Annotated in this window: 15 protein-coding genes and 1 pseudogene; 11 read left to right on the forward strand and 5 right to left on the reverse strand. The window is 36.4% G+C overall.

The genetic code is table 11. From position 1 onward, the window contains the following. Positions 1 to 326 precede the first annotated feature (326 nt). Together wecB and AC4G3N_RS10750 are read left to right on the forward strand one after the other, a co-directional pair. Positions 327 to 1,478, forward strand: coding sequence for a non-hydrolyzing UDP-N-acetylglucosamine 2-epimerase (wecB, locus tag AC4G3N_RS10745; RefSeq protein WP_491090190.1), 1,152 nt, complete (start codon positions 327 to 329; stop codon positions 1,476 to 1,478). Between the two features lie 108 nt (positions 1,479 to 1,586). Next, positions 1,587 to 1,748, forward strand: a complete 162-nt coding sequence (locus tag AC4G3N_RS10750) for a YwzD family small protein (protein WP_187393478.1) — start codon at positions 1,587 to 1,589, stop codon at positions 1,746 to 1,748. A gap of 40 nt (positions 1,749 to 1,788) precedes the next feature. On the opposite strand, the gene tagU is transcribed toward AC4G3N_RS10750, so the two are convergent. Both tagU and AC4G3N_RS10760 read right to left on the reverse strand, forming a co-directional pair. Continuing rightward, a complete protein-coding gene (gene tagU, locus AC4G3N_RS10755; protein WP_491090191.1) occupies positions 1,789 to 2,727 on the reverse strand; it encodes a polyisoprenyl-teichoic acid--peptidoglycan teichoic acid transferase TagU in 939 nt (312 codons plus the stop codon). A gap of 159 nt (positions 2,728 to 2,886) precedes the next feature. Next, entirely contained in the window at positions 2,887 to 4,146 is a 1,260-nt protein-coding gene (locus AC4G3N_RS10760) for a C40 family peptidase (protein WP_491090192.1), read from the reverse strand. Between the two features lie 175 nt (positions 4,147 to 4,321). On the opposite strand from AC4G3N_RS10760, the gene AC4G3N_RS10765 reads away from it, so the two are divergent. From AC4G3N_RS10765 to AC4G3N_RS10780, 4 genes and pseudogenes are all read left to right on the forward strand, one after another. Then, complete coding sequence (locus AC4G3N_RS10765; RefSeq protein WP_491090193.1) at positions 4,322 to 4,573, forward strand: hypothetical protein; 252 nt, start codon at positions 4,322 to 4,324, stop codon at positions 4,571 to 4,573. A 252-nt stretch (positions 4,574 to 4,825) separates the two neighbouring features. Beyond that, the gene (locus AC4G3N_RS10770; protein ID WP_491090295.1) at positions 4,826 to 5,383 is read left to right on the forward strand and encodes an Ig-like domain-containing protein; all 558 of its coding nucleotides are present in this window, start codon (positions 4,826 to 4,828) and stop codon (positions 5,381 to 5,383) included. Then, positions 5,374 to 5,457: pseudogene (locus AC4G3N_RS10775) on the forward strand (hypothetical protein); the annotation flags it as partial. The gene AC4G3N_RS10770 and the pseudogene AC4G3N_RS10775, both read left to right, overlap by 10 nt. Positions 5,458 to 5,594: 137 nt before the next feature. Next, positions 5,595 to 6,617 carry a DUF6270 domain-containing protein gene (locus tag AC4G3N_RS10780; protein ID WP_491090194.1) on the forward strand — a complete coding sequence of 341 codons (1,023 nt, stop codon included), beginning with the start codon at positions 5,595 to 5,597 and terminating at the stop codon, positions 6,615 to 6,617. Between the two features lie 51 nt (positions 6,618 to 6,668). On the opposite strand, the gene AC4G3N_RS10785 is transcribed toward AC4G3N_RS10780, so the two are convergent. Further along, positions 6,669 to 8,798, reverse strand: a complete 2,130-nt coding sequence (locus AC4G3N_RS10785; RefSeq protein ID WP_491090195.1) for an LTA synthase family protein — start codon at positions 8,796 to 8,798, stop codon at positions 6,669 to 6,671. 190 nt (positions 8,799 to 8,988) lie between these two features. Here AC4G3N_RS10785 and AC4G3N_RS10790 point away from each other — a divergent pair, with 190 nt between their 5' ends. The 3 genes from AC4G3N_RS10790 (at position 8,989) to AC4G3N_RS10800 (ending at position 11,961) form a co-directional block, all read left to right on the forward strand. Continuing rightward, positions 8,989 to 10,173: a processed acidic surface protein gene (locus AC4G3N_RS10790; RefSeq protein ID WP_491090196.1), complete on the forward strand. Its 1,185-nt coding sequence runs from the start codon at positions 8,989 to 8,991 to the stop codon at positions 10,171 to 10,173. Between the two features lie 59 nt (positions 10,174 to 10,232). Then, positions 10,233 to 10,778, forward strand: a complete 546-nt coding sequence (locus tag AC4G3N_RS10795) for a class D sortase (RefSeq protein ID WP_491090296.1) — start codon at positions 10,233 to 10,235, stop codon at positions 10,776 to 10,778. 166 nt (positions 10,779 to 10,944) lie between these two features. Beyond that, entirely contained in the window at positions 10,945 to 11,961 is a 1,017-nt protein-coding gene (locus AC4G3N_RS10800) for an LCP family protein (RefSeq protein WP_491090197.1), read from the forward strand. Between the two features lie 239 nt (positions 11,962 to 12,200). Here AC4G3N_RS10800 and AC4G3N_RS10805 read toward each other — a convergent pair whose 3' ends face one another. Next, entirely contained in the window at positions 12,201 to 13,274 is a 1,074-nt protein-coding gene (locus AC4G3N_RS10805; RefSeq protein ID WP_139892142.1) for a glycosyltransferase family 4 protein, read from the reverse strand. A gap of 293 nt (positions 13,275 to 13,567) precedes the next feature. Next, a complete protein-coding gene (locus tag AC4G3N_RS10810) occupies positions 13,568 to 14,302 on the reverse strand; it encodes a WecB/TagA/CpsF family glycosyltransferase (RefSeq protein ID WP_491090198.1) in 735 nt (244 codons plus the stop codon). 310 nt (positions 14,303 to 14,612) lie between these two features. Between AC4G3N_RS10810 and AC4G3N_RS10815 the strand changes: the two genes are divergently transcribed. Together AC4G3N_RS10815 and AC4G3N_RS10820 are read left to right on the forward strand one after the other, a co-directional pair. Further along, on the forward strand, positions 14,613 to 16,031 hold the full coding sequence (locus tag AC4G3N_RS10815) for an MBOAT family O-acyltransferase (protein WP_139892144.1): 1,419 nt from the start codon (positions 14,613 to 14,615) through the stop codon (positions 16,029 to 16,031). Between the two features lie 12 nt (positions 16,032 to 16,043). After that, complete coding sequence (locus AC4G3N_RS10820) at positions 16,044 to 17,219, forward strand: DHHW family protein (RefSeq protein WP_139892145.1); 1,176 nt, start codon at positions 16,044 to 16,046, stop codon at positions 17,217 to 17,219. Positions 17,220 to 17,402: the final 183 nt, after the last annotated feature.

The following is a 17,402-nucleotide window of genomic DNA, read 5'->3' on the forward strand; positions in this document are numbered from 1 at the left end:
TGTTCGATATAGTTGATGAGATAGAGGTAGGATGTTTTTCAGGAATATTAACTGACCATTAATTTGTGTATGAATAAAATCAAAATTTGTAAATTATGACTATTAGTTCCTGGAATAATGTTTCTGATTCAGGGTAATAGAGAATAGCGAAAGATTATATAAATAATGGAGTTTATTATCTATAATATATATGTATATGGTAATATGAGGATGTTTTTTTATATTTCCTTTGTTCAAATGATACTTACTTGTTAGTATAGGATATATGAACTAACTTGGAGTTTTGAGTTCAACGTTTATTGATTGTCGAAAAAAGGAGAGTTCCGATGGCTCAAAAAATAAAGGTAATGACTGTTTTTGGTACAAGGCCGGAAGCGATTAAAATGGCTCCCTTGGTTAAAGAGTTAGAAAAGTATCCAGAGCAAATAGAAACGATTGTTACGGTAACAGCCCAGCATCGTCAAATGCTTGATCAGGTACTTGATATATTTGATATTAAACCGGATTATGACTTGAATATTATGAGGGATAAACAAACATTGGCAGGGATTACGACCCGCGCACTTGAAGGGCTCCACGAGGTAATGGGGGAGGTTAAACCGGATATTGTGCTTGTACATGGTGATACGACCACAACCTTCGTAGCAAGCCTTGCAGCATTTTATCATTCCATCCAGGTTGGGCATGTCGAAGCAGGTTTACGGACACATAATAAATATTCTCCATATCCTGAGGAAATGAATCGTCAGCTTACTGGAGTCTTAAGTGATTTACATTTTTCACCTACCTATCAATCCAAACTCAATTTATTAAACGAAAATAAACCGGAGGAATCAATCTTTATCACCGGAAATACAGCGATTGATGCATTGAAAACAACCGTAAAAGAATCCTATTCCCATCCTATTTTAGATGCTGTGGGCGAAGACCGTCTTGTTTTAATGACTGCTCATCGCCGGGAAAATCAAGGTCAGCCAATGCGTAATATGTTTAAGGCTATTAAGCATTTGACTGAAGTTCATCAGGATATTCAAGTAGTCTATCCTGTCCACTTAAACCCTGTCGTTCGAGAGTTGGCAGCTGAAATATTGGGTGAAAATCCGCGTATTCATTTAATCGAACCGTTGGATGTGATAGATTTTCATAACTTTGCATCCAGATCCTATTTAATCCTGACTGATTCAGGCGGTGTTCAGGAAGAAGCTCCATCTCTTGGGGTACCGGTTTTGGTTTTAAGAGACACGACAGAGCGGCCGGAAGGAATAGAAGCCGGTACATTGAAGCTCGCAGGTACAGATGAGGATGTTATATTCAATATGGCAAATGAGCTTTTATCAGATGAAGGGGCGCATGCCGAAATGGCGAAAGCATCCAATCCTTATGGAGATGGGGAAGCATCCAGGCGTATTGTCGAGGCCATTCTCTATTATAAAAGGGAAAGAAACAAAAGACCGGTAGATTTTTTGTCATCTAAGTAGATGATTGTTTCATCAGTATTATTTTTCTGTGTCAAAATCTTTCAGTTATTTACAACATATAGATTAATTTGTATAATTAGGTAATGGTTTTTGGAGGAGAAAAGTGAGATGACTAATGAACTAAAATACAGAGAGACTGAGGATACTCAGGTAAGAGCATTTATGGATCTAATTCGAAATGCCTACACTCGGGGAACAACAGATGAAACATTAACTGCACAGGAATTCATCGAAGAAATTAAATCAGAGATTAAGAACATCTATAAATGAGAAAACGGATTAAGCGAGCTGCTTAATCCGTTTCTTTTAATTACTTATTGATTTGTAAATGTTTTTTTAACGTATCCTGAAGGGTTGTCAGAGATTCATCAGAAGGAATATAATAATAAATTTTACTTATTTTTGTTCCTTGCCCCTCAAGCTGAAGCTGTTCTAATGATTTAGCTGCTTCCTTGTAGTTTTGCTGAATGCTGACCATTTGAGAGAAACTGATATCTGTTTTCACATTATCACCCAGTGCGTCAAAAATCCCATCAAAGCGGGTTAGAGAAGAAAGGCTTGCGCCTTCTTTAAGGACTGCCTGGATAACTTGCCTTTGCCTCATTTGGCGCCCGAAATCACCCCGTGGGTCTTCATATCTCATTCGTGAATATGCCAGGGCCTTCTCGCCATTCAAATTAAGGGTTCCTTCTGTGAAGTGATGACCATCAGCTGTAAAATCAAGATCATTTACCACAGTGACACCACCAACAGCATCGACGATATCTTTAAATCCTTCCATGTTAACTTGTGCATAATAATCAATCGGAATATCAAGGAAGTTCTCTACTGTATCCATAGACATTTCGACACCGCCAAAGGCATATGCATGGTTGATTTTATCTTCTATTCCTTTTCCGATAATTTCCGTCCTAGTATCACGAGGGATACTTACCATTTTGACTGATTCGAGGATTGGATTTACCGTCAGAACAATCATTGTATCAGAGCGGCCCTTATCGCCTTCTCTTTCATCTACACCTAATAAAAGTACAGAAAAAGGTGTCTTATCCTTCAAGCTGACCTTCTCTACCCTCTTTTTAGAACCATCCCGATCGATAGGATCATGCATTGCGTCTAACGCATTGTCGAAAGAACGATACACCGTAAAGGCGTATACGCCTCCAACTAAAATAAATAGTCCAATGATTCCTAAAACTATCTTTTTCCAGGTCTTCATCTTTTTCTTTTTTGTTCTATCTGTTCTCATATAACTCCCCGTTTTCTACAAAATATTACATTCTATTTATATTATATATTATATCTGTATGATTGAAACGAAGAAATTACATTTAGTACTTTTATTAATTTAAGAGTATCTACGATGTAATAAAAAAATCCAGCCTAACAAATAGGCTGAATCCTGAGTTTAATAGAACCTCTTAAAGCTGGAAAAGTGCTTCTTATAATATGAATTACTTAAGCTGACGATTCTGACGCCGCTATTATCTGCGTTAATGAACTGATTATTTCCTATATAAATACCTAAATGTGAAATGCCTTTTTTATAGGTATTTTCGAAGAATACTAAATCGCCCGGCTTCGGATTATCTACATAATAAGAACGGTCATAATAGCCTGCTGCTGAGTAGCGATTAATATCATATCCGGCCTTATTAAATACATAATAGATAAAACCACTGCAGTCAAAGCCTGATGTGCTAGTGCCACCAAAGACATATTTGGTTCCAATAACCTTTTTACTTTCATTGATCAGTCTAGAAGTGAAAGTGGAATTACCGATTTGGCTATCTGAATCATCTCGTACAATTTCATCTTGTTTAGGAGCTGGTTTGCTTGTAGAGTTACTTGATAACTTTAACTTTTGTCCTACGTAAATCATATCTGATTTAAGATTATTTAATGATTTTAACTGTGCCACTGTCATTCCATATTGCTGGCTGATTCTGCCCAACGTATCCCAGCTTTTGACAGAGTATGTTGTTTTCGTTGATGGAGCTGGAGATTTGGGTGCGACAGGTTGTTTGGAAGGATTGTTTGAAGTTACAACTGGGACCTTTAGTTTCTGCCCAACATAAATTAAATCGGACTTAAGATTGTTAAGGGATTTTAGCTTGGCGACTGTCAATCCGTACTTTTGTCCAATATAGCTTAGGCTATCTCCACTCTTCACGACATATACTGCAGTTTTTGAAGTGGAGGGGGACTTAGGGGCATCTGGTTGGTTAATAGTCCCTGTAGTTTTTGATAATTTAATCACCTGATTAGGATAAATGATGGTACTTTTGAGATTATTCCACTCTATTAGATTGTTAATGGAGACTTTATACTTGGCTGCAATCTTTGAGAGGCTGTCTCCTGCTACAACCTTATATGTTTTAGTAGAGCTTGTCTGGGAAGGACTTTTGGCTTGGGTGGTCTTTTTAGTTGTTACCGGTTTGGCAGCATTGGTAGATTTAATCTTTAATACTTGGTTGGGGTAAATCAAGTCGGATTTTAGTAGATTTACTTGTTTAAGAGCAGCTACAGTTGTTCCGCTTTTATTGGCAATAGCCGACAATGTATCCCCTTTTTTAATTGTATATGAAGTGGAATCGGCAGATGCAGATCCTGCATATGTTGCAGAAAGTAAGGCGACGGCGGCGAATGCGACAGCTTTTGATTTCATTTTGGACTCCCCTTTCGATGTATCTACTATAATATGGTAACACAAGAAAAAAATATTGGAAACTATTTCTATTTTTATGATACAAAAGAGCTATGCGAGTTTATAGGAAACGCTGGTAAAATTGGTCGAATTATACATTTATATAAGTGAGAAGAGGAGCAGTAGAATGAAAAGAATGATAGTGGCACTGAGCATTATCGCTTTGGTGTTGGCGCCGTTAACTCCTGTCGAAGCAGCTATACAAAACTCGAAAAATAGCAAGGAAACGACTGATAGGGTTATTGTGAAGGTCAGCCATTCGAAGCTTTTGAACCGATTTCTTCAATACGGAAGTTCGATACTAGAAAAGAAGACTACCCTCATGACGCTTCAAAAGCCAAATAGTAATCAATGGCTTCTCCGATTGTGGCCGGGGCGGCTGCATTGATTTTATAAGGAACCGAAATTAACGAATGAGCAAGTGGCTTATCGGTTGGTGTCTACAGCGGATGACCTTGGGGAAAAGGGGAAAGATACCAGCTATGGAACGGGCAGGATAAACGTAGCGAATGCCCTGAAATACCGATTGCTTGCAACCCCGGTGGTCAGCCAACTTACCGATAAAGATAAAGCTATTCGTATACAGTATAAAGAAGCATTTAAGGGTAAAGTTATCATTACAGGAAAAACGAAGGTTGAAATGAAGATAAGCTCAGACCGGGCATTTAATCAGTTGATTAATATCCCTCTCCAAAAGGGAGATACAATTGTTTCTATTAAGTTAGTCGATGAAAAAGGGAATGAAAGTTGGCCTGTCAAGCGAAAGGTGAAAGACACAACTCCGCCTGCTGGTCCCAAGATTAAAAGTATGGGAAATAACAGTAGAGTCGTTCAAGGAAAAGCAGAAGCGGGTTCTAAAATTACTGTTCGCAAGGGCAATGTTCAACTGGCATCAGGCAATGCGAACAGTGAGGGAAGTTTTAAAATAACTATGAAATCAGCCCAAAAGGCTGGAACGGCACGCTTCATTCAAGCAACTGATAAAACAGGAAATAAAAGTCCGGCCATCAAAACGATTGTAAAGGATAAAACGGCACCTGCATTAATTAATATTAATAAATTTACGCCCAAATCGACAAAGGTAAAAGGGACAACAGAACCGAATGCTACTGTCATAATTAAGGTCAACAGTAAGGTGGAAAAGGTAAAGCAAATAAATCAGGTGGCTTCTCCGTTTCTGTCAAGAAGCAAAAGTTAAAGACAACCATGAGAGTTTACCTGTCTGATGCTGCTGGAAACACAAGCTCCTACCGATTGACGGTAAGGAAGTAAGGAGAGTAGTTGTTTTGGGGGATTTTTAGGAATTGGCATGGTTGAAATTAGAAAAACACACAAAATTGTCTATAATTATTATAGGCAATTTTTTTATGATGAAATTCATTTATCGAGACATACAAAAGGAGTCGATTATGAATAATATAAAAGTAGCGGTTTTAGGTAGCTGTGCGACGAGAGATAATTTTAACTCAAAGTTCAATCCAAACTATAAGGAGTTTTATGAGTGTATTTTAACGCAAAATCAAACATCTCTAATTAGTTTGATGTCTTCTCCGTTGAATTATACCGAAAATGATATTGGTGATTTAACCGAATATGATCGATGGAATGTAGAGATGGACTTCTCGAAGAGTTTCCTTACAGATTTAATTAAGCTGGAACCATCCTATCTAATTATTGATTTTTTTGCTGATATTCACTTTGGGGTAATTTCTTTGGCGACTAATCAATGTATTACGGATAATCGCTGGAAGTTATGGAAAACTCCTTACTATAAAAGCCTAATTGAGAAGGGTGCCATCGAGAGGTTAGCGATAAAAGATCATACGGAAGAATATTTCCTGAAGTGGAAACAGAGTGTGGATAAGTTGTTCGCTTTTTTAAAGGAGAAATTGCCTAATTGTCATGTCATAATACATAAGGCTAGGAATGTTAATATTTTCAATGATGATGGTACATTAATCGATTTAGCAACGAGCGGACATGTCAAAAAAGAAAATGTACAGCTCTTAAACCGGTACTGGGATGAGCTTGATCAATATGTAATTGATCATTATCATGTATCAGTTATCGAAATAAATGATAAAGAATATCATACATATAAAGAACATCCATGGGGACCTTTTTATGTTCACTACACAGAGGATTATTATCATAACTTTTTATTGAAATTGCATCGGATTGTGTGCGTCAACCATATTAAAGATCAGGCTGTGAATAAAATATTGGTAGATATCTTTAAGCATTATGATAATTTGAAAAATGAACAGCTATCTCAAAATTTATTAAATGAAATGAAAATTTCAGGGGAATTACAGGAAATAATTAATATGACTAGGGAAGAAAACCAAAAAGAACTTGAAAAATATAAAAAAGAATCAATTATTACCTTTTTAAAAAGAAAATTGAGAGTAAAAGTGAAAAGTGGCATATAATTTCTTTTAAATGAACCCCCTCTGAAATAATGAGGGGGTTCAATTCGGTCATTAGTCAACAGAAAACTTCTTGGTTTTTTGCAGTGTTGTTTTGCGGTCATCTTGTACTATAAAATACACTTCTTTTGGATTACCTTTAACCTTAAAAGTAGAGCTACCCTCTTCTGATTTCTCCCAAGTAATATCTAGCATGTCGTCAGATTCATCAAATAGTTTGGCGTATTTAGGTATTCCTTCTGCATGAATCAGAATTTCCCCATTACTCTTAGTTATGTTAACTTTTGGATTTTCTGTCCATCCAACGATGTAGTCAGAGTCGGAAGAAAAATTTGTAGCTAAGGAGGTCTTGATGAAGTACCTTTTGCCGTGAAGCATATCGTACTGAAGCATTTGCAAATCCTTCATTTCACTTGTAAAGTCTCCCATTTCTTTTGTGAATTGCTTATATGGGAAATAGGAGTTTCCGTTTTCCGCGACCTGAGTCAACAAGTTTGTTACAGCATTACCTTCGATATTGGCCATTTCTGTAACAATTTGGCTGAACATATTTGGTGTAAGATTTCTTTCAAGCGGCTTGTTTTCTTGACTGTTCCAGATAAAGTAAGGGACTTTATGAAGTTTCATCCAGTCCTCGAAGCTGCCATTTAGGCTGGCAGTAAAATTTAATCCTTCTTTTCCGTACACAGTTTGAAAGGGTGTGAACCCAGGGAAATGGTCACCCCAAAAGACGACAATGGTAGGTCGTTCAAGTTTCTGTAGTTCCTGCAAAAATCTGCCCAAATCTTTGTCCACGCTGTTTAATTTATTTACATAGGTACCAAAGATTTCGTAAGTGTTCACGTCCATTTTAGTTTTATCAAGAAAAGGTGAGCCTTTTTTTGCTCTTGGATACGGCATGTGGCCTTCAAGTCCAACAGCATGAATAAAGGAAGGATTCTCATTTTCCTTCACAATTTTTAAAATAGAATCAGTCATATGTCGATCGGAGGGGTAGCCTTTCCCACTATTGAATGGATAATCAAGATTCATAAAATCACCAGGTATAAACCGGTTGAATCCCAAGTTTTTATATGCGGTGGCACGCTGATAATACCAATTCTTAAAAGCATGAATAGCTGTTGAGTGATATCCTGCTTCGTTAAATTCCCTTGCAACGGATGGAACTGGATGATTTAAATATTGATTATAGGCTACATCATCTCCGGGGAGGAATTGTCTGCTTAAACCAGTTACCGCCTCAAATTCGACATTTGCCGTTCCTCCGCCATACTCGGGTGAATACATAAACCCGTGCATTGATTCCTGGAAGGCTTTTCTGAAATTAGGCGTGGGATCCTCCTTGAAATATTTCTCACCCCAAAGATATGGATCAACAAAGGCTTCGCTCATGATGTAAATCACATTTGGTTGTTCGCTTTCTTCATTTGTTTGTTTCATCGTTTCGGGTTGATATTTTTCAGCGAGCGCTTTAATTTTAGCTTCAGAATACCCTGCGGGTGGCTGGATTTGTGCCTTCTTTGCAAAGAGAGTGAAATTGCCTATTAAGCCATTTTCGCTGATGCCCAGTTCCGGTCGCCAGCGTGTATACCAAAGATTAGCCTGGGCCATTGGAGATATCGGTTTCTCATTCCATAATATAAGGAGAAAAACGAATGAACCAGTAAACAGTAGAGTCTTGGGAATCCAAAACTCTTTCCCTTTTGGTAAGAAGTAGATGATCAGTATACCGACAATTAAAATTACAAGTCCCAATATAATAGGTTTCATTGGTAATTCTAGATTATCTAACCCCTGCAATTCCTTAATAAGACTTATATCGGATAACATAATGGGGCTATTTCGCAATTCAAGTTTCATTTGATTAGCAATCGTAAAGAGAATGAATAAACCGCTTATGACTAGAGAAGTAACATAATATAATTTACGTGGAAGTATACAGAATAGATTAATGACGGCAAAATAAATCAGATAATTTAATAGGAAGGCTTTCGTCTTTAAATCAAAAAATTGACCGAGTGTGTATAAATTCAGGTCATTCCTGACCATGGTTTCACAGATAATCATGACACCTAACGGTAAGAGAAAGATAAAACATATAGTCATAATGGAAAGCCAAATAGAGACTTTCATTTTTTTATTCACATAGACGGGCGAATGTAATTGCTTTCTTGTTTCCAGCAAAGCTAGCTTCCTCCTTACAAATTATACTATTACAAATACTGAAGCACACAAGGCTATTTTATCCTAATCAAACAGGTTAATATATACATTTTTGTATTTTTCGAAAAATATATGGAATTATTTTCTAATACAAACTATACTAAATTTGGAGCGTAATATTTTTGTAACATTACAATATAGGGGGAAGAAGATGAAACGTATAGCCATGTCTTTAGTTGCTTGTATGCTGTTATTCACGGTTATAAAGCCGGTGGTAGGTTTTGCTGCAATTAATGAAGGGGATTTTGACAAGTTTGCCGAAACAGAGGGGATTTCACCAGATCAATTAGAAGAACTCATACTTACATACTTCGGAAAAGAATATACAGAATATAACTCGATTAACGATTTAAAAGTAGCATTGGGTGAAAGAATAACTGAAGAAAATCTTCAAGAGTTGATTGAAACATACGGATTTACCGACAAAGATGAATTGATGGATGAATTGGAATACCAAGATGGCTACGATAAGTCTAAATCAATTGAGGACACTTACGTTTATTTAAATATTTTAGAGCATGCATTAAGCTGGGAAGAATTTGAGGGCACTGAAATAACAGATGAATCCTTGAAACAATGGCTTGTGGATTACGAAATGACTTTAGAGGAATTAAATGAATTGCTAACCAGCAATGGAGACAGCTTATCTAATTATCAATACCTTGAAGATCTTGAAGCAGCTGTTTTAGGTTATATGTTTATTGATGCATTATTAGAAGGGCTTGCTGAATTCGGAATTGATAGGCAAGAGTTAGAGAATTTAGAAAAACACATCTCTGCCATAGATTTTGACGATCCTGCGCTTGAGGAGAAACTCCTGGAATTAGAAAAACGAGCAGATAATTTACCGGAATTTGAGAGTTCTTCAGAGTTAACTGAGGCACAGATGAAAGAGATTGTAGCTTTGTTTAATGAAGTTTTGGACATCTACCAAATGAAAGCTAAATTTCATTTAACGAAAGATGGCAGCAAAAAGACGATTTCCATTGATGAACTTATGGTACTTGAATCAACTAATGGTGCAGATCTGCTAATCGAGCTTTATAATAAACAAGGTGAATTACTTGCAGACATGATTATTACAGCAGAAATGTTTGGTTCTGATTTAATTGATAAGGTTACTGAACCGGTTAAGACAGTTCCAAAGCCACTGGTGGAGAATAAGGCAGAGAAAATCGAGAATAAAGAAGGAAAAGCCATTAATAAAACAATTAGCGGCGGTAAATTGCCTAATACAGCCGGCAATTATGCTGAAGGTGTATTACTAGGAATAGGAGCCTTGGCAGCAGGAGCCGGACTATTATTCTTCCGTCGGAAAAATAAGGATGCTGCATGATTCCTAAAGCAAGAATAGTGGTGCTTTTGGCCGGCATTCTGATCTTCATAGGTGCTGGCATGATAGTGAAGTATGGTCTGCCTCTTATAACGGCAAAAGCGCCTGAGCCGGTAATAGTCGAAGAGACTCCCGAACCTGCATCTGTTTCCGAGTCGCAAGTTACGAATCAATCGGATGATTTATATAAAGTGTACCCAAAAAAGGGTGAAGAATTCGGTGAGTTAATTATCCCGAAGATATCAGCTTATCTCCCGATTATTGAAGGAACAGATGAAGATGAACTGGAAAAGGGTGTAGGACACTATTCAGACAGTGTACTGCCTGGAATGAAAGATAATTCAGTTCTATCTGGCCATCGTGATACAGTATTTCGTAAACTCGGGCAGCTTGGTAAAGGCGATGAATTGATTGTTCAAACAACGGCTGGGACTTTTACCTATAAAGTATTTGGCGTCCGAATTGTTGATGCTGATGACCGAACTGTTATTGTGTCTAAATCACGCCCTGTTCTGACGGTCACCACCTGTTATCCGTTTGATTATATAGGGGATGCGCCGCAGCGTTATATACTGTCAGCCAATTTAATAAAAATGGAAAGACACTAGAGTGGTTTATTCTAGTGTCTTTTTTTGAATAATATTGATGAGATTTAGAATAATACCCTTTTTTTGGGAGAAAAAATTAATTTACGCAATATAAGAAAAAGGGTACAATGATGTAAGACTGAAAATGACTTCTATGTTTTTTAATATATATAAAAGGAGAAAACCAATGCAAAATAGGCAAAATATGCGCAAGGTAAGGCGTAGACGGAAAAATAAGAAACGCATTGCAGCGGTCATCTTATTTCCTATTCTTATTGTTATTTTAGTTGCTGGTGGTTATGCAGGTTACTTATATGTGAAGGCCCAAAATGTACTCTCTGAATCATATGATGAAAATTTTGCAAACGATGGACGGGGAGTAAATCCTGCTAAAGATAATGTATCCGTATTATTTATGGGAGTAGATGATAGCAGTGTGCGCAATAATGAAAAAGGTTCCAGAACAGATGCGCTTATGCTTGCTACATTCAATGATAAAGAAAAAACAGTTAAATTGTTAAGTATACCGCGTGACTCATATGTATACATCCCTGGGAAAGATAACTATTCAAAAATTACTCATGCCCATGCATATGGCGGGGTAAAATATACAATCGATACAGTCGAAGAATTACTGGATGTTCCAGTTGACTACTATGTGAAAATGAACTTTAATGCCTTTGTTGATGTAGTTGATGCATTGGAAGGCATCGAAGTTAATGTGCCTTATACATTCTCAGAGCAGAACTCAAATGATGAGCAAGGTGCAATCACCCTTGAAGAAGGTTTGCAAACATTAAACGGTGAAGAAGCTTTGGCATTGGCCAGAACAAGAAAGAAAGACAGTGATATTGAGCGTGGTAAACGCCAGCAGGAGATTCTGACAGCTATAATTGACAAGGCAGCTTCAGCTAAATCGATTACGAAATATGCTGATGTCATTGAAGGTATCGGTAAAAATATGAAAACCAATATGACCTTCAAAGAGATGAAGAGTTTCTCTAGCTATGTACTGGCAGCATCCAACCTTCAAATCGAATCCATTAGTCTGGAAGGGAAGGATTCTTACATTGGCGGTACGTATTATTATGAGTTAGATGAGCAATCCCTGGAAAATATTAAACAGGAGCTCCAAGCTCATCTTGATTATAAAAAGGATGCGGAAACAGATTCCATTCCTAATGATTCAGTTATAGTTGAATAAAGATTAATAAACATCAACCCCTAATTCTTAAATAGAATTAGGGGTTTTTTTAGCATTTCAAGAGATATTGGTAGGTACAAGACTGTATTCATTATGCGCAAGCTCAAAAGAATAGCAAGCGTATGGTATTTTTAATGTGCATTAATGAAATGAAGCGGAAGCGACAGTTTCCAGGTCCAATAATTAAAATCTCATTAAAAAGCTGCCATATATTTTTATGGCAGCTATAACAATTATTATTAAAATCTTTCTTTTGAATCAGCCGAACGTAATGCTAAAAGTTTGTGCAAAGGTTTATGATTTTCGCCAAGAAGGCCAATTCGTTCAACCATCAATTCAAGTGCTATAAGCAGAATAAAACTGAAGAATATTCCGCCCCATAGTGTGGCCATACTAAAGATGAAAGCAGCCAGTCCAAAGACAGCAGCCATTGCATAAATCATCAGTACAGTGGTTCTGTGGGAATAGCCTAATCGCAATAAGCAGTGATGCAAATGAGACTTATCCGGTGCATGTAATGGTTTCTTCTGCAGGAACCTCCGTACCATTGCAAAGAACGTATCAGAAATTGGTACACCTAATATTATAATCGGTATGATTAAGGAAATTACCGTAATATTTTTAAATCCTAACAGGGATAGTACGGATATCATGAATCCAAGGAACATAGCTCCTGTATCGCCCATGAATATTTTGGCTGGGAAGAAATTGAATTTCAAGAATCCTAATGTACTTCCAGCAAGAATCAAAGCAATCATGGCAACGAATATATCGCCAATTCTAAATACCGCCATCGCGGAGATGGTTAATAAAGCTATTGTTGAAACACCTGCTGCCAATCCATCCAATCCGTCAATTAGGTTAATAGCATTTGTAATGCCCACAATCCAAATAACGGTGATTGGGATCGCCATAAATCCAAATTCAATCGTTTCCCCAAACGGTGTATTAATATAGTTAACCTGGATATCGCCGACAATAACAATAATTAAAGCGGCAGCAATTTGCCCGATTAACTTCACTTTTGCATTCAATTCATATTTGTCATCAAATATACCAAGAATCAAGATGACGGCTGCACCCAAAAACATGGCTGAAAATGTGTCTGAACGGGCAATTTCCGGTGAAAAAATCGGAAGCGTTATAATAAAGCTGAGGAAAATTGCTAATCCGCCCATGCTTGGCATCACTTTTTTGTGCACTTTTCTATTATTGGGAGCATCGGTTGCTCCTATTTTATGCGCTAATTTAATTACAAATGGGGTGATGAGTATGGTTAGGCATATGGCAACTAAAAAAGCTGCAATTAACAAATTGTCCACCCTCTATCTTATAAGTCTGAATATAAATACCCAATATGATTATTTTTAAACCAAATTGCAGTAAATATAATAGTAGATTGAAATAGTTGTATAAATATATCAACCTCAACTATCAATTATATACGGTTTATGTCAAAACCTCTACTAAAAATTGATTTTTCCCCAGTGTTCTTACAAAATATGTAACTTATAAATATCTATTTTTAGTTAACTCTATAGAACTAGGATAGAGGGATGTGAAAAATTAACAAAATGAGCTGAAAGGGAAAAGATTTCCTTTCAGCTCATTTAAGCAATTTATGTTTTAAAACTCTTAGAAGAAATAAGGGAAGAACCAGCATCCGTTTCCAACGACTTGGCTGCTTTAGCAATCTATACAGCCATTCGAGATTTAGCTTAATCCAAAATTCGGGTGCTCTTTTCAGTTTGCCGGAAAAAACATCAAAGCTGCCGCCAATACCAATGAAGACCCCCTTGTTAAACTTATCATAGTGTTTGGTAATCCAGTTTTCCTGACGTGGAAAACCCATGCCAAGTAGAACGAGATCAGGTTCTAATGCACTAATTTTCTCGGCAAATTGACTATCATCTATATCGATAAAACCATGATGGTATCCAACCAGTTCAACATTGGGGTAGGATGCTTTGATTTTTTCAGCACAATTTTTGATTACTTCAGCTTCAGCTCCAAGCATATATATGCGTAATGGCCGCTTTGTATTCATTTTTAAAAATTCAAGCATCATATCATAGCCAGTTATTCTCTCTTTTAATGGTTTATTGAGAATTTTTGAAGCTATAATAATGCCAACTCCATCCGGTGTGATATAGTCAGCTTGAAGAATTATTGAACAGTAATCATCATGACTGCGTGCATATTCAACTATCTCCGGGTTGGCAGTGACAATAAAGGTTTTTTGCCCTTCATCTATCCGTTTTTTAATCTCTATATGAATAAAATCTTTCATTGTTGATGAATAAAAAGGTATATCTTCTATATAAACCACATTCTTCTTCATATCTTTGAGTCTGCCCTTCTAAAAATCGTACTTTCCTTATTTTACTTCACTGAAGGTTAAAAAGGAAATATCATTATTAATTCTCCAATAATAAGGTAAGGATAAACTGCCATTTGTTTGATTAGACAAGAATATAGGGAGTACTTCTCGAATTGAGTCTCTGCGAAGTAAGTGCTCGTTACATTGGGATTAATCAGAGTTGGTAAATTATAGCTTGAATAGCAGTGGAATATATGCACGATTTTTGGTAATATATGTTACTATTTTATTTATAATTGATTTTATTGCCAAGAAAAAGAGAGGGAAGTACATGTTATTTAGTTCGACTGTTTTTTTATTCTTATTCCTGCCCATAGTTTTAGTGGCATACTTCATGGTCCGTCCAGGACTTAAAAATATAGTGCTGTTGGCGGCTAGTCTGTTATTTTATGCCTGGGGTGAACCAAGATTTGTAATTGTTATGATTATATCGATTATAATGAATTACCTGTTTGCCTTATTTGTAGACGCTAAAAGGGACAAAAAGATTCAGGTTAAATGGATATTGGGAATTATGGTTGGCTGTAATCTATTACTATTGGGAGTTTTTAAATATGCTAACTTCCTAGTGGATAGTATCAATGGGATTCTTAATACTTCCATTTCTATACCAATCATTCCGCTGCCGATTGGTATATCGTTCTTTACATTCCAGGCTATGAGTTATGTAATAGATGTTTATCGGAGAGACGGTGATGTACAGAAAAACCCTCTTAATATGGCTTTATATATCTCTTTGTTTCCACAATTGATTGCCGGCCCTATTGTGCGGTATCAAACAGTGGCAGACCAAATTAAAGTACGCTTTGAAAACTTTGATAAATTTTCTGAGGGCGTAAAAAGATTTATCATTGGTCTCGCAAAAAAAATGCTGCTTGCCAATAACTGTGGGCTAGTAGCTGACCAAATATTTGCATTGCATCCTTCAGAGATGTCAACTGGTCTGGCTTGGATTGGAATTATTGCGTACTCCCTGCAGATTTACTTTGACTTTTCAGGATACTCTGATATGGCAATTGGTTTAGGGAAAATGTTCGGGTTTGAATTTTTGGAGAACTTTAATTATCCATACATATCTAGGTCAATAGCTGAATTTTGGAGAAGATGGCATATATCTTTAGGATCCTGGTTTAGAGATTATCTGTATATTCCATTGGGGGGTAACCGTAAAGGGAATTTAAATACTTATAGAAACCTACTAATTGTTTGGTTTGCCACAGGTTTATGGCATGGAGCAAGTTGGACTTTCATAGCATGGGGTCTATATTATGGATTATTTATTATGATGGAAAGAGCGTTCCTTGGTAATCTGCTAAAGAAATTACCAGCGGCTCTGCAACATGTATACTCACTAGTTATTGTAGTTATAGGTTGGGTTTTCTTTCGATCAGAAACCTTTGATTATGCATTTGCTTATATACAGACCATGTTTGGTCTTAATGGAACTGGCATATGGGATCTTGAGGCGAAATATTACAGTTTTGAATATGGAATTATTATTTTAGTGGCTATTATAGCTGCGACACCTATATTTAAATTACTACAAGAGAAATTAGTGTTTTCATCATCCAAATTGATGATTGGTGGAAGAGAAATGATGTCTGCTGTCTTTTACTTAGCTATATTTTTCCTTTCAGTTACGTATGTTGTATCTAATACTTTTAACCCATTTATTTATTTCCGTTTTTAAAGGAGTAATCACATGGAAAAAAAAGCGAGCCAATATTTTATAGCAATATTCTTCTTATGTTCTATTTTCATTTTTGGCATATGGTCCTTGATAGATAATGATCGTGTAAGTTCAGAAATGGAAGGAAGGACTTTGGAGAAGCGACCTGATTTAAATTTAGAAACTGTAACCTCCGGCGATTATTTCAGTAGGTTTGAGGACTATTATAATGATAGTTTTCCTTTGCGTAATCAGTGGATTGAAACTAATTCATCTGCGAGTCATAAAGTTTTTGGACAACACCTCTTCAAGGGTGTTTATATTAACGATGATGGATATCTGATTAGCACTGTGGAATTGGATAATCCTCAGGAATCCATCAAACGCGTCCATTCGAAGATTAATGATTTCACAACTGAGCTAAAGGAAAAAGATATTCCTGTCTTTTTTGCTTTAACTCCCAATAAGACAACGATGCTAGAGTATCAATTGCCTGATTATATAGAGAGTAGAGCCAATGAATTGTCTGACGAGTTATCCAAAGGTTTTAATGAAGATGTGAATTTACTTGATTTAAGATCAGCTATTGAGCCGCACATGGATGAAGAAAATATGTACTTTTATACCGATCATCATTGGAAGCCAAAGGCAGCGTATTATGCTTATAGTGAAATTATAAGAAATATGAATATGCAAATTCCCGATATTGGACAACCTTTACCAATGTCCTCCTACAATTGGAGGGAAGATATAACACCCTTTTATGGATCTGAGGCGAGAAAGGTTGGTAGAGAAAATATATCCCAAGCTGACACAATTACTATAGTGGAGAAAAAGTCAGAAGGAAAACCTCTTGAAATATCCTATAGGGGCAAAAGTAATCAACCGCTTTTTAATGAAGAGGTATTGAAAAAAGAAGATGTTTATACGAATCGTTATGTTAGTTATTTTTCTGGAGATGTACCAGAGGGTATTATCCAAAATCCAAACGTGCAAAATGGAAAAAGAGTATTAATCCTTAAAGATTCCTATGCTAATGCGATGATTCAATTCTTCCCTTCCCATTTTGAGGAAACAAGAATACTGGATTTAAGGTATTATAAACATATGACTGTTAAGGATTATATTAATAAAAATGACATTGATGCTGTGGTATTTGTCCACAATATTAATTCTATTCTCATTACCCCACAGTTAATTAAATTTTGATTTCTCGTAATAATAAAGAAAGGGTTGCGCTCTAAAATTCATCTACGGATTTTGGAGTGCAACCCTCTTTTTCTATTTAAATGGTAAATGATACATAACTTTCTCATTTAAAAATGAAGGTCACTATAATACCATACTCGAAAAATTGTCCTTTCCCCACTGTAAAAATCCTGCGAATTTCCT

The sequence above is a fragment of the Bacillus sp. z50 genome (assembly GCF_058313585.1).

Coding starts and splice junctions, on each gene's coding strand:
- wecB (WP_491090190.1), top strand. CDS start 327: ATGGCTCAAAAAATAAAGGTAATGACTGTTTTTGGTACAAGGCCGGAA.
- AC4G3N_RS10750 (WP_187393478.1), top strand. CDS start 1,587: ATGACTAATGAACTAAAATACAGAGAGACTGAGGATACTCAGGTAAGA.
- tagU (WP_491090191.1), bottom strand. CDS start 2,727: ATGAGAACAGATAGAACAAAAAAGAAAAAGATGAAGACCTGGAAAAAG.
- AC4G3N_RS10760 (WP_491090192.1), bottom strand. CDS start 4,146: ATGAAATCAAAAGCTGTCGCATTCGCCGCCGTCGCCTTACTTTCTGCA.
- AC4G3N_RS10765 (WP_491090193.1), top strand. CDS start 4,322: ATGATAGTGGCACTGAGCATTATCGCTTTGGTGTTGGCGCCGTTAACT.
- AC4G3N_RS10770 (WP_491090295.1), top strand. CDS start 4,826: ATGAAGATAAGCTCAGACCGGGCATTTAATCAGTTGATTAATATCCCT.
- AC4G3N_RS10780 (WP_491090194.1), top strand. CDS start 5,595: ATGAATAATATAAAAGTAGCGGTTTTAGGTAGCTGTGCGACGAGAGAT.
- AC4G3N_RS10790 (WP_491090196.1), top strand. CDS start 8,989: ATGAAACGTATAGCCATGTCTTTAGTTGCTTGTATGCTGTTATTCACG.
- AC4G3N_RS10795 (WP_491090296.1), top strand. CDS start 10,233: ATGATAGTGAAGTATGGTCTGCCTCTTATAACGGCAAAAGCGCCTGAG.
- AC4G3N_RS10800 (WP_491090197.1), top strand. CDS start 10,945: ATGCAAAATAGGCAAAATATGCGCAAGGTAAGGCGTAGACGGAAAAAT.
- AC4G3N_RS10810 (WP_491090198.1), bottom strand. CDS start 14,302: ATGAAGAAGAATGTGGTTTATATAGAAGATATACCTTTTTATTCATCA.
- AC4G3N_RS10815 (WP_139892144.1), top strand. CDS start 14,613: ATGTTATTTAGTTCGACTGTTTTTTTATTCTTATTCCTGCCCATAGTT.
- AC4G3N_RS10820 (WP_139892145.1), top strand. CDS start 16,044: ATGGAAAAAAAAGCGAGCCAATATTTTATAGCAATATTCTTCTTATGT.